General features: G+C 33.2%; 13 protein-coding genes and 1 pseudogene. 10 read left to right on the plus strand and 4 right to left on the minus strand.

Annotated elements, in window-relative coordinates; genetic code table 11:
- Positions 1–38: 38 nt before the first annotated feature.
- From NNL09_RS17725 to NNL09_RS17750, 6 genes are all read left to right on the plus strand, one after another.
- Complete coding sequence (locus NNL09_RS17725; RefSeq protein WP_025666937.1) at positions 39–485, plus strand: phosphoheptose isomerase; 447 nt, start codon at positions 39–41, stop codon at positions 483–485.
- Between the two features lie 45 nt (positions 486–530).
- Positions 531–1,322 (plus strand): (Fe-S)-binding protein, encoded by a 792-nt coding sequence (locus tag NNL09_RS17730; protein WP_025666938.1) that lies wholly within the window; start codon positions 531–533, stop codon positions 1,320–1,322.
- Between the two features lie 113 nt (positions 1,323–1,435).
- Entirely contained in the window at positions 1,436–1,921 is a 486-nt protein-coding gene (locus tag NNL09_RS17735; RefSeq protein ID WP_196910388.1) for an ABC transporter ATPase, read from the plus strand.
- Positions 1,922–1,928: 7 nt separating this feature from the next.
- Positions 1,929–4,853: a glycoside hydrolase family 3 N-terminal domain-containing protein gene (locus NNL09_RS17740; RefSeq protein WP_370540757.1), complete on the plus strand. Its 2,925-nt coding sequence runs from the start codon at positions 1,929–1,931 to the stop codon at positions 4,851–4,853.
- Positions 4,854–4,895: 42 nt separating this feature from the next.
- Complete coding sequence (locus tag NNL09_RS17745) at positions 4,896–5,798, plus strand: aldo/keto reductase family oxidoreductase (RefSeq protein WP_035096515.1); 903 nt, start codon at positions 4,896–4,898, stop codon at positions 5,796–5,798.
- A gap of 264 nt (positions 5,799–6,062) precedes the next feature.
- Positions 6,063–6,518, plus strand: coding sequence for a hypothetical protein (locus tag NNL09_RS17750; RefSeq protein ID WP_025666942.1), 456 nt, complete (start codon positions 6,063–6,065; stop codon positions 6,516–6,518).
- Between the two features lie 28 nt (positions 6,519–6,546).
- Here NNL09_RS17750 and rsmD read toward each other — a convergent pair whose 3' ends face one another.
- The 3 genes from rsmD to NNL09_RS17765 are packed head-to-tail and all read right to left on the minus strand — an operon-like array spanning position 6,547 to position 8,535.
- Positions 6,547–7,083, minus strand: a complete 537-nt coding sequence (gene rsmD / locus NNL09_RS17755) for a 16S rRNA (guanine(966)-N(2))-methyltransferase RsmD (protein ID WP_025666943.1) — start codon at positions 7,081–7,083, stop codon at positions 6,547–6,549.
- Positions 7,084–7,085: 2 nt separating this feature from the next.
- Positions 7,086–7,910, minus strand: coding sequence for a DUF3822 family protein (locus tag NNL09_RS17760; protein ID WP_196910387.1), 825 nt, complete (start codon positions 7,908–7,910; stop codon positions 7,086–7,088).
- A complete protein-coding gene (locus tag NNL09_RS17765; protein ID WP_025666945.1) occupies positions 7,891–8,535 on the minus strand; it encodes a type II secretion system protein in 645 nt (214 codons plus the stop codon). Before NNL09_RS17765 ends, NNL09_RS17760 begins: the two co-directional genes overlap by 20 nt.
- A 136-nt stretch (positions 8,536–8,671) precedes the next feature.
- Between NNL09_RS17765 and NNL09_RS17770 the strand changes: the two genes are divergently transcribed.
- From NNL09_RS17770 to NNL09_RS17785, 4 genes and pseudogenes are all read left to right on the plus strand, one after another.
- A complete protein-coding gene (locus NNL09_RS17770) occupies positions 8,672–10,099 on the plus strand; it encodes an ATP-dependent RecD-like DNA helicase (protein WP_196910386.1) in 1,428 nt (475 codons plus the stop codon).
- A 159-nt stretch (positions 10,100–10,258) separates the two neighbouring features.
- Positions 10,259–10,963: pseudogene (gene kdsB / locus NNL09_RS17775) on the plus strand (3-deoxy-manno-octulosonate cytidylyltransferase); the annotation flags it as partial.
- Between the two features lie 78 nt (positions 10,964–11,041).
- Positions 11,042–12,103: an iron-containing alcohol dehydrogenase family protein gene (locus NNL09_RS17780; protein WP_025666947.1), complete on the plus strand. Its 1,062-nt coding sequence runs from the start codon at positions 11,042–11,044 to the stop codon at positions 12,101–12,103.
- Positions 12,104–12,127: 24 nt separating this feature from the next.
- The gene (locus NNL09_RS17785) at positions 12,128–12,682 is read left to right on the plus strand and encodes a 1-acyl-sn-glycerol-3-phosphate acyltransferase (protein WP_025666948.1); all 555 of its coding nucleotides are present in this window, start codon (positions 12,128–12,130) and stop codon (positions 12,680–12,682) included.
- Here NNL09_RS17785 and NNL09_RS17790 read toward each other — a convergent pair.
- Positions 12,679–13,179, minus strand: coding sequence for a hypothetical protein (locus NNL09_RS17790; RefSeq protein WP_231389176.1), 501 nt, complete (start codon positions 13,177–13,179; stop codon positions 12,679–12,681). The genes NNL09_RS17785 and NNL09_RS17790 overlap by 4 nt on opposite strands.
- Positions 13,180–13,190: the final 11 nt, after the last annotated feature.

A 13,190-nucleotide genomic window follows, 5' to 3' on the forward strand; every position in this document is an offset into this window, starting at 1 on the left:
AAACTTTTAACCAATTAAACCACAAATTAATAGAAATTATGAAAAAGGAAGAAGTAGAAAAATTATTGCATGATAAAATAGAAGAAGGAGAGCATGTAAGTCCGGTCTTGCCAGAAGGTGTCAAGAATTACCTTATTGATATTGACGGAACCATAACCGAAGATGTACCCAATGAAGAACCAGAACGAATGGTTACTTGCGAACCTTTTCCTGATGCATTGATTACATTAAACAAGTGGTATGATCAGGGACATATTATATGTTTCTTTACTTCAAGAACCGAAGAACACAGAGATGTGACCGAAACATGGTTAAGGAAATGTGGCTTTAAGTATCATAGCCTTTTGATGGGAAAACCAAGAGGAGGAAACTATCATTGGATTGATAATCACCTGGTAAAAGCAACACGATATACTGGTAAATTTACAGAACTGGTAGAAAGAGTTGTGACCATCGAAGTTTTTGATGATGGAAAACATGATTAAAATATGAGTTTTGGGAGTGTATTCCTAAACTTTAAATAGTATAATATGAGTGAGACAGTAAAGGTGCCAACAATGGCAGAATATATGGCAGAAGGCAAAAAACCAGAAGTTTTATTTTGGGTGGGTTGTGCTGGTAGTTTTGATGACAGAGCTAAAAAAATTACAAAAGCTTTTGTGAAATTACTTCATAATGCAAATGTGGATTTTGCTGTATTAGGTACCGAAGAAAGCTGTACGGGAGACCCAGCAAAAAGAGCAGGTAATGAATTCTTGTTTCAAATGCAGGCCGTTACAAATATAGAAGTAATGAATGCTTACGAAATTAAAAAAGTAGTTACTGCATGTCCTCACTGTTTTAATACTTTAAAAAATGAATATCCTGTACTAGGAGGAGATTATGAAGTAATGCACCATACTCAATTCTTAAAATCCCTTCTTGATGAAGGTAGATTAAAAGTTGAAGGAGGGAAATTTAAAGGTAAACGAATTACATTTCACGATCCCTGCTATCTCGGTAGAGCAAATAATGTATACGAGGCACCAAGAGATTTACTTAGAAAATTAGAAGTAGAACTTGTAGAAATGAAACGCTGTAAGCGAAATGGCTTATGTTGTGGAGCAGGTGGTGCACAGATGTTTAAAGAACCAGAACCTGGAAATAAGGATGTTAATGTCGAAAGAACAGAAGATGCCTTAGAAACCAAACCAGATATTATTGCCGCCGGATGTCCTTTTTGTAATACAATGATGACAGATGGGGTAAAAAGTAAAGAAAAAGAAGAGAGTGTACAAGTGATGGATGTGGCCGAACTTATTGCCAACGCTCAGGATTTGTAGATTTTTTCTTAATTATATTACAATTTTATTAGAGTTAATATGTTTTTTCATATTAACTCTTTTCTATAACCGTAAATAGCAATAGTTTTTGTTATTTTAGTAAAAAATAGCTCATGTTGGTAGATTTTAATGACCTTCCGGAAACATCTCGAGTATGGATTTATCAGGCAAATCGGTCATTCACTTTGGATGAACTGGAAGAGATCGAGGAAAAAATAAAGGAATTTATAACTCAGTGGACAGCCCACGGTGCTGATCTAAAAGCGGGTTATGAAATAAAGTATAAGCGATTTATAACCATAGGACTAGATCAAGGAGTGAACCAGGCAACCGGATGCTCTATAGATGCTTCTGTTCGTTTTATTCAGGAACTAGAACAAGTATATAATGTAGACTTAATGGACAAGATGAACGTGTCTTTTAAGCAAGGAGAATTTGTAGCCTATAAACCTCTTGCAGATTTTAAGAAAATGGCTAAAAATAGATCAGTATCCCCAAATACTATCGTTTTCAATAACCTGGTTACTAATATTGCCGAATATCGAATCAATTGGGAAATCCCTGCAAAAGATAGTTGGCATAACCGTTTTTTAAATTAAAATTTACGTGCGGCAGATCATAAAAAAGTATTTTTATTTTATATTTTTTCTAATAACTTTTGGCGTTGATGCTCAATCAGAAAATCCTTTATTAGTAGAAGATTTTGAGACCCAAAGAAGATGGGTGGATAGTATTTACAATAGAATGACCCTTAAGGAAAAAGTGGGGCAATTGTTTATGGTAAATGTGTCTTCTTCTGATTCCCAAAAAGAAACAGATAAAATAAAACGACTCATTGATGAGTTTATGATCGGAGGCGTTATTTTTTCTAAAGGAGGACCTAAACGACAGGTTAAACTAAATAATGAATATCAGCAATTATCCAAAATACCATTGTTAATAGGTATTGATGCAGAGTGGGGACTTGGTATGCGATTAGATTCGACACAAGCTTTCCCTTGGAATATGACTCTTGGAGCAATACAAGATGATCATTTAATAGAAGAAACCGGAAGACAGGTAGCACGGCATTGTAAACGAATGGGAGTGCATATTAATTTTGCCCCTGTAGTAGATATTAATACAAACCCCAAAAACCCGATAATTGGTAACCGTTCTTTTGGAGAAGATAAAGAAAAGGTAGCTCAAAAAGCACTGGCTTTTATGAAAGGTATGCAACGAGAAGGTATTCTGGCTGCCGCTAAGCATTTTCCTGGTCATGGAGATACCGATACCGATTCGCATAATACATTACCTACTATTAATTTTGATGCCAAAAGAATTGATAGTATAGAATTATACCCATATAAAAAGCTTATTAATGAAGGGCTATCTAGTATTATGGTGGCTCATCTTAATATTCCTAGTTTAGAATATAGATCAGACTACCCGTCTTCTGTTTCTAAAAAAGTAGTTTCTGGAGTATTAAAAGATAGCTTAAAGTTTGAAGGTTTAATTTTTACAGATGCTCTTAATATGAAAGGAGCTTCAGATTTTAAAGCACCTGGAGATATTGATTTGGCAGCTTTTTTGGCAGGAAATGATATTCTTTTAATGTCTGAAGATGTACCGTTGGCATCTCAGAAAATAGTATCTGCATATTACTCTGGAGCTCTAACAGAAGAGCGTTTATCTTATTCTGTTAGAAAGATCTTATTTGCCAAATATAAAGCTGGTCTTAATGCCTATAAGCCTGTAGAAACAGATTTTCTTTATGAGGAACTAAATAGTGTTAAAAATAAAGTATTGCTTCATGATTTGGTCGAAAATTCTTTGACCGTTATAAAGAATGAAAGAGCAACACTGCCAATTAAAAACCTTGACCTGAAAAAAATTGCTTATGTTTCTCTTGGTGATGACTCTGGAGAAGCTTTTTATGAAGAATTAAGTAAATACACACAGGTCGAATGGGTAAAGGCTAATCAATTGGGTGAAATGGTAGAACAATTGAAAAACTATAATTATGTTATTGTAGGTTTTCATAAATCAAATGATTCACCCTGGGCAGAATATAAGTTTAAGGATAAAGAATTAGTTTGGTTATACGAGATTGCCAGGTTAAATACTACAGTTCTTAGTGTATTTGCAAGACCTTATGCAATGTTAGATATGTTAACCACTACGAATTTTGAAGGTATAGTGATGTCTTATCAAAATAGTAAAGTGGCTCAGGAAAAAACGGCACAATTACTTTTTGGAGCGTTAGAAGCCAAAGGAAAACTTCCTGTTAGCATCGGAGAAGAGTTTCCTGCTGGTACAGGGCATCATACCAGGATTTTAAATAGATTATCTTATGGGTTACCCGAAAGTGTTGGGATGAATTCTTATAAGCTTAATAGAATTGATTCTATAGTAGATTTTGCACTAAAAGAAAAAATGACACCTGGTGTGCAACTCATTGTTGCAAGAAAAGGAAAAGTAGTATTTAATAAAAATTATGGGTATCATACCTATAGTAAATTTAGAAAAGTTAAAGGGTCTGATGTTTATGATTTGGCATCTTTAACCAAAATATTGGCCACTTTACCACTTACTATAGAGTTAAAGGATAAGGGAATAATTTCCTTAAATACAAAGGTAGGAAAGATGTTGCCTTCCTTTAAAGGTTCTAATAAAGAGCATATTACCATAAGATCAATGCTGTCGCATTATGCAAAATTAAAGGCCTGGATTCCTTTTTATTTGCAAACAATGGATTCTATTACCCGAAAACCAGATAAGAAGTATTATCGAAATAGTCGCTCTAAAGATTTTAATATAGAAGTTACTAATAACCTTTATTTCAGAAGTGATATGAAGGATTCTTTACTGCTAAGAATTAGAGATAGTGAATTGAGAGATAGGTTAAAATATAAGTATAGTGATTTACCGTACTATCTTTTAAAAGCGTATATAGAAGGCCATTATAGCAATACATTGCATAAGCTAACCCAACAACATTTTTATAAACCATTGGGAGCTAATAATACCTCGTATTTACCTCTAACACGTTTCAGGAAAAAAAGAATAGTTCCTACAGAATATGATAAGATCTTTAGAGACGAAGTTGTTCATGGATATGTTCATGATCAGGGAGCCGCTATGTTAGGAGGAATCGCTGGGCATGCAGGACTATTTGCTAATGCTAATGATGTTGCCAAGATAATGCAAATGTATCTCAATAAGGGGTATTATGGAGGTAAGCAATATTTTAGAGAAGAAACATTAGATGAGTTTAATACATGTCATTATTGTCATCGAAATGTTCGCCGGGGAATAGGTTTTGATAAACCACAGTTAGGAGATATAGGCCCGACTTGTGGGTGTATATCAATGACTAGTTTCGGGCATAGTGGATTTACAGGAACATTTACCTGGGCAGATCCAGAACAGGAAATGATATATGTCTTTTTAAGTAATCGTACTTTTCCTAATGCTGCAAATAGAAAACTCATATCACATGATATTCGCTCAGAGATACAAAGGTTGATCTATGAAGCAATAGACTATTGATTGTATCAAAAGAAAAACAATAATTTTCAAAAGTTAAGAATTATGAGTGTCAGGGTTTCGAATCAAGATGCTATATGCTCACGTATAATAGCCGGGTGTATGAATTGGGGAGAATGGGGAGCTAATTTAACCATAAATCAGGCTCAGGAATTGATAGAGGATTGTCTTGCTATAAATGTTACCACTTTTGATCATGCAGATATCTATGGGCATTATACTACAGAAACATTATTTGGTAAAGCACTTAAAAAACGACCTTCTCTTCGAGAAAAAATGCAACTCGTTACCAAATGTGGTATTAAACTAGTAACACCTAATCGTCCTGATACTACTATTAAGTCATACAATACTAGTAAAGATTATATTATACGTTCTGCAGAACAATCTTTGCAGAATCTAAATACAGATTATATAGACCTGTTTTTGATTCATAGACCAAGTCCGTTAATGAACCCTGAAGAGATTGCAGAGGCTTTTACCCAACTTAAAAATGATGGTAAGGTTTTGCATTTTGGAGTATCAAACTTTACGATACACCAATTTGAAATGTTACATAAGTTTATATCTCTGGTAACAAATCAGATTGAAGTATCTCCTCTTCATCTGGATCCTTTTGTAGATGGTACTTTAGATCAGTGTATTACCAAGCATATTATACCCATGGGATATTCTACATTAGCAGGAGGAAAATTCTTTGCCAAACAGCCAGAAGATAGGGTTATGAGGATTAATAAGGTGGTAAATGCATTGGCAGAAAAATATAATGTTGCACCCGATCAGATTCTAACATCCTGGATCATAAAACACCCTTCTGGTATTCTCCCAATTATCGGTTCAACCAAAATCAATCGTATTAAATCTGCAAAAGATGCTTTAGCTATTCACATTACAGACGAGGAATGGTTTATGATTTGGGAAGCTTCTAAAGGGAAAGAAGTAGCTTAGAAGAAGGCTGCTTTAGCTATAAAGTATGCTTTAATGTATATATAATTGATTGTCGGTTTCTTTGCTTTACATACATGTGAGAGCATGTTAATTAGATCTACACATAATGTTAAAATACTTGTAAATTGCTGCAAGTTGGTGTTTTTTACTATATATTTAATATTGAAAATCAAACGTTTATTTACAATTTCATGTAGTATTTGTAAACCGTAACATTTAAATTCTTCACAAATCGTTATCCCCCTAACCCCTAACCCTAAACTAATGAATAAGTATAAACTAACATGTATCGGATTAGTGTTGTCTATTTTTATTTATGTAACAACTATTGTTTTAGAATTAGAATTGTTTGAAAAAGCTATCGCATTATTGGAGAGTATAGAGCAATTTGAGTTTGACGAAATGATAATCCCATTAATAGTATTTTTTGTATTTCTATTTATAGATACACAACAAAATGCTAAAAAAGTAAAGATGGAAAACGCTAAATTAAATATTTATAAAGCTATGCTTTCTTCTAGTCATCATATCCTAAATAATTTTATTTATCAAATGGATATATTTAAAATCACGGCAGAAGATACTCCTGGTTTTGATGTAAAAGTTTTGGCTTTTTATGAAGATATTATTAGTAATGCTGCTCATCAAATTAATTCTTTAAGCAACCTTACTACTATTGATGAATTTTCAATACGAACTTCGGTAATGAATGAGACTTAATATCTAGCATGCAGGTTTTTACGTAGATTTATATTTCAAAAAAGCTAAAAACAGATCCACCATATTTTCTCGAATTGCTAAAATATGGCGATTCCTCGAGAGAGGTATGTTTAGAGTGCTCAATGATCAAAACCCCATGCTCATTTAATAATTCATTTTCAAAAACTAATGCTGCAATTTTATGAAACTGATCTGTTGTAAAATCATATGGGGGATCAGCAAAAATAATGTCTACTTTTCGTTTTACTTTTTCGAGGTAACTGTACACATCACTTTTTATAGTTTCAATAGGAGCATCTAGTTCTTTTGCTACGCTTTTGATATACCCAAGACAGGCATAGTGAACATCTACTGCAGTTATATCCTCTGTTCCTCTGGATAAGAATTCATAGCTTATGTTTCCTGTACCTGCAAAAAGATCTAGAAACGATATCTGAGAGAAGTTATATTGATTTCTTAGGATATTAAATAATGCTTCTTTTGCCATATCGGTAGTAGGGCGTACAGGCAGTTTTTTAGGTGCTGTAAGTCTTTTTCCTTTATATTTTCCTGAAATAATACGCATATTTAAAAATGGCTAAGTAGTACAAAATGTTTATGAGGCTCAAAAGATGTTATATCCTCTGTTGTTTGTGGTTTCTTAAGAAGGTTCCCGAAACGTATATGACGAATATAAGTATATGCAATATTGAAAAACTCACTATCTCTAGAAATATCTCCCAAAAACACTAAACTAAATTCTTCTGGATTTAGTTGTAGTTGTTCTGTAGTGTACAATAGATAATACAAAAAATCTTCTTTAGTTTGATATTTATATGTATTACTTAATATCAAATTCCCTTTATTGATTACTATAATGTCGAAAGAAGCATCATTTATATTCGCAAAAACGGTGATAGATTCACTGTTCTTTTCTTGAGTAAGTAAAGAATTTATTAAAATGGTACTAGAATGCTTATAAGTAAAAGAACCAAATGTGTCAAAAAAGAAGTTATTGATGTTGGTATAAGGAATGTAGACCGTTACCATATTATGAGGGTGTAATTCATCATAGGCAATAAAATCATTTTGAAGCACCTTTGTATTAAATTTAAGGTATTCCTTTAATGAATCTTCGTTAAATAGAGCTTTAGGAACAACAGTATATAGATCATTTTGATGAATTACTTCGATGGTATCAAAAGTCCCTTTTAGATTATGATTGTGATCAAAAGCATATTTGATTTTATCAAGTACTTGTGTAGGCGTTAATTGTATACCAAAGGGTTCATGCGCTATCGACGTTATTTGATTATTAGTATTTACAGTACAAAAAGAAAGTCCATTCAAGCTTACCTGAATGGACAATGTTTTTGATGTATTATCAATTGTATTATTGATCGTTTGCACCATAAGTTCTTGGCCAGTTACCAGAAGTCATTACTTCTGTCATTGATCCTACCGAAAGGAATCCTCCATTAACTTCATCAACAGAACGCACTTCTTTCTCTTGAGCTAATAAATCTTTATCTTGATCGTGTAGTAGTACATCTTTAGCTACTTTAGCTTCAAAAACCGGAATTCGTAGATCATTTTTGTTAATATAACCTGCATCCATTTCAAAATTAGATTCAACACCTTCGATTGGTATTTTAATCATATTTTTATGATTTCCTGTTTTAAATAAGGAATCTTTTACCGATGCATATCCAAGGGTATCAACAATAACTGTATCTCTTGGCTCATCAATTTTTAGGATCTTATTAAATGCAATATAACTAGAATCTCTTCTTTGGGTTAGTGTAAATTTAGCAGTATCTATAAAAGCAACTAATTTAACAGGATCTTTAGCAAATTTTCCAGTTACTGATCTGTATGCCAATTGAGCTGTACGAATATCTCTTAAATTTTCAACAGCCTTTGCATATCTAGCTTGCTTTATTTTATTGAACTTTACAGGACCATTAACAGAATTGAATACCAAGTATCCTAAAACTCCTATAATAACCCACAGAACTAATTGAACAACAATTTTCATTTTATGATTTAGCTTTAAACATTAGTGTATACGCAAATCTACAATTTTTTTTTAATCGTAAAAGTTTATTGCCAAAAAATCATCCCTATCTTTGATTTATTAATAGCGATATGAATCATATAGACAAGTTTTTTTAATGAAGGAAAAAGAATTTTATGAATTATTAAAAGAAGATTTTCCTTTTGAACCTACTATAAAACAAGATATTGTCCTACAAAAACTATCTTATTTTGTGTTATCAGGGGCAAAAGAATCACTTTTTCTACTAAAAGGATATGCAGGTACCGGAAAAACTACTTTGATAGGATCTTTGGTAAAAAACCTTTGGAAAGCTAAATTAAATGCTGTTTTACTTGCTCCGACCGGTCGTGCGGCTAAAGTAATTAGTAATTTTTCGGGAAAGCAGGCTCAAACCATACATAGAAATATTTATTATCCCAAAAAGGATAAAAGTGGTGGATTAGCTTTTCAACTAAAACAAAATAAAAGCCGTAATACTATTTTTATTGTAGATGAAGCTTCTATGATACCAGACACACCTAGTGATAGTAAATTGTTTGAAAACGGATCTTTACTAGATGACCTAATGATGTATGTGTATTCTGGGTATAATTGTAAAATCCTTTTTATTGGGGATACTGCACAATTACCACCAGTAAAACTAGAAGTAAGCCCGGCACTCGATCCCAATAACCTTGCAATGGGATTTAATAAAGAGGTTACCCAGATAGAGTTAGACGAAGTAGTGCGACAAGCAGAGAATAGTGGTATTTTAATGAATGCTACCCAGCTAAGAGAAACTATTAATGACGGTTTTTACAACTCTTTTCAGTTTCAAGTGTCAGGATATCCAGATGTAGTTAGGTTTTTTGATGGCCATGAGATTATGGATGCATTAAATGAAGCATATGCTAGTGTGGGACACGAAGAATCTGTGATTATACTTCGTTCTAATAAAAGAGCTAATATTTATAATCAGCAGATTCGCTCAAGGATACTTTTTCAGGAAGAAGAACTGTCACCCGGTGATTATTTAATGGTGGTTAAGAATAATTATTTTTGGCTAGATAACAAAAGCGAAGCTGGTTTCATTGCTAATGGAGATATAATTAAAATTTTGGAGATTTTTTCCATAAAAGAATTATATGGATTTCGGTTTGCGATAGTTAATGTTAGTATGGTTGATTATCCAAATCAAAAACCTTTTGAAACGGTATTGTTACTAGATACGTTAACATCAGAAACCCCATCTTTATCCTATGAAGAATCAAACAAGTTGTACCAGGAAGTATTAAAAGATTTTGAAGATGAGAAATCGAAGTACAAACGATTTATGGGAGTAAAGAATAATAAGTTTTTTAATAGTTTGCAGGTTAAATTTTCTTATGCTATTACATGTCATAAGTCACAAGGAGGACAATGGGATAATGTTTTTATAGAGCAGCCTTATCTTCCGGATGGGATCAATAAAGATTATTTGAGATGGTTGTATACCGCTGTTACCAGAGCTAAGAAAAAGTTATATTTAATAGGGTTTAAAGATGATTTTTTTATTGAAAATTAAAATTAACAGAAAGTGTGTAAGGCATATTTTAAGATTTCTTTAAGAAAGAAATGTGAAACTAAATATAATGGTTGGCCCGAAAATTGATTTAAAAAAGTTATTTTTGCAATTCTAGAAAAGCAACAAATTTTGAACAAAAATACTCTAAAAACTATCGCAATGATACCTGCGAGGTATGCTGCCACGCGTTTTCCTGGCAAGCTAATGCAGGATCTCGAAGGGAAAAGCGTTATAAGAAGAACGTATGAAGCGACCCTAAATTCTGGACTTTTTGATGCTGTATACGTTGTTACCGATAGCGATGTTATATATAAAGAAATTACTTCTCATGGTGGTATAGCTATTATGAGTAAGAAGGAACATAGCTGCGGTAGTGATAGAATAGCCGAAGCGGTCGAAGATATGGATGTTGACATTGTAGTAAATGTCCAGGGAGATGAACCCTTTACCGATAGAGAAAGCTTAGAAAAAGTACTAAACGTATTTTACCAAGAAGATTCTGATCGTATAGACTTAGCCAGTCTAATGACTCCTATGGATGACTGGGATGATATCATGAATCCTAATAGTGTAAAGGTTATTGTAGATGAAAACAATTACGCATTATATTTTTCTCGTGCACCTATACCATACCCAAGAGATAAAGAAATAAACCACGTTTACCATAAGCACAAAGGTGTTTATGCATTTAAGAAACAAGCTATTTTAGATTTTTACCGTTTATCAATGCGTTCTTTGGAAGCTTCAGAGAAAATAGAATGTATTCGATATCTCGAATATGGTAAAAATATTAAAATGGTTGAAACGCACCATGAAGGTGTAGAAATTGATACCCCGGAAGATTTAGAAAGAGCAAAAAGAATAATAAATAAAGAAAATCTATTGAATCCAAAATCTATAATTACTCCAGAAGAATCTACTTCTACGCATAAAAATTTCCCAATGGTACCAAAAGTAGTATTTGGGAAAGGAGCTTTTAATCAGATTTATGATATTATTTCGCCCGAACGAAATGGTGTTGCTCCTTTTATCTTTTTAGTAGATGACGTTTTTAAGAACAATACCTCGTTTATAGAGGATAGAATACCATTATCTTATACAGATGAGATAATTTATGTATCAACTGTTGAAGAACCTAAAACATCTCAGGTAGATGATATCGTTACTAAAATAAGAAATGATTATCAATATGTTCCCAGCGGAATTATTGGAATAGGAGGGGGCTCTATATTGGATCTGTCCAAGGCTGTAGCAATCATGCTTACCAATCCGGGAAGTGCTGCAGAATACCAGGGATGGGATCTGGTAAAAAATAAAGCTGTATTTCATGTTGGGGTTCCTACAATCTCAGGAACAGGAGCAGAAGTGTCTCGCACTACTGTGCTTACAGGGCCCGAACGTAAATTAGGAATCAATTCTGATTTTACACCCTTTGATCAGGTTGTATTAGATCCAGAATTAATAAAAGATGTTCCTAAAGACCAATGGTTCTATACAGGTATGGATTGTTACATTCACTGTATTGAATCACTAGACGGAACGTATTTAAATGCATTTAGCCAGAGTTATGGCGAAAAAGCCTTAGACTTATGCAAAGAGATTTTTCTCGAAAATAACCTAAGCAAAGAAGAGGTAGATGCAAAACTAATGATGGCTTCCTGGCATGGCGGAATGAGTATTGCGTACTCTCAGGTTGGTGTTGCTCATGCGATGAGTTATGGACTGGCATATGTGTTAGGAACAAAGCATGGAATAGGTAACTGCATTGTATTTGATAAATTAGAAAAATACTATCCTGAAGGTGTAGCTGTGTTTAAAAAAATGAAAGAGTATCATAATATCAATTTACCCACAGGAGTTTGTGCTAATGTAACCGAAGAGCAATTAGATGTAATGACTAAGGTTGCACTAAGTCTAGAACCGCTCTGGGAAAATGCCCTTGGGTGCGATTGGAAATCTAAAATAAATGCAGATATATTGAAAGAACTTTATCGTTCTTTGTAAATTGTTTTTCAATCTTTTATTTTCATGCGATACTTTTCTTCCTTCATATATCATAAAATTATTGGTTGGAAGTTTATCGGTGATTTCAGTGCTGATACTGTAAAAAAATGTATCGTTATCGTAGTACCTCATACAAGCTGGCACGATTTTTATATTGGCCTTTTGGTACGACAATTAGCCGGAATTAAGATAAGTTTTTTGGCTAAAAAAGAACTTTTTAAATGGCCATTAGGTTGGTACCTTAGAAGAGTAGGGGGGATTTCTTTGGATAGAACCCCTGGCCAGAATAAGGTTGAAGCTATTGCAGAGTTATTTGAAAAAAAGGATGAATTGCGTTTAACTATTGCCCCCGAAGGAACAAGGAAAAAAGTTAAAGAGTGGAAAACAGGGTTTTACCATATCGCCAAAGCTGCAAATATTCCTATTATTATGGTTGCTTTTGATTTTGGAAAAAAACAATGTGTGGTCTCTGATCCTTATTATCCTACAGAGGATGTTAAAAAGGATTTTGAATATATGTATCGTTTCTTTAAAGACGTTAAAGGCAAAGTCCCTGAAAACAGCTTTGACGAAACTTAAAATTTATGAATTTTTTCTTCTGGGGTAGCATCTTTAGGTTTTTCCTTTACGCTTCCGGCTCCAAAAATAAGCTCTGTACTAGAAAAAGTAGTACCAAAAGTTTTTGCAGCATAATATACTTGTGATATGGCACTGTTTACCTGATCAGTTGTAAGTTCTTTTAACGGATGGATATAAACCGACCATAAAATTTTATTGGTAATAGCATACTTTACATCAAGAGCAGAATGAAAATTAGCGGTCATTGCATCAAGTAATAAGTCTTTATCAAGACGATCTGATGCTGTGATAGGAGAGATAATTCTCATTCGATTATTGGTTTCATCGGTAACACAAAGCATAGGAGTGTCTTTGTATATAAATTTCCAGTTCCCGGGAATACCATCTAGAGTATCTGCATTTTTTTTGATAATTAACTCTAGTTTGGCATTATCCATATGTTGAGCATGCACTATACCTGCAAAGGAAAATAGAAGAAGTATGGCTAATCTTTTCATAGCTTATATTT

The organism is Aquimarina sp. EL_43, from assembly GCF_943422735.1.
GTDB lineage: Bacteria > Bacteroidota > Bacteroidia > Flavobacteriales > Flavobacteriaceae > Aquimarina > Aquimarina megaterium.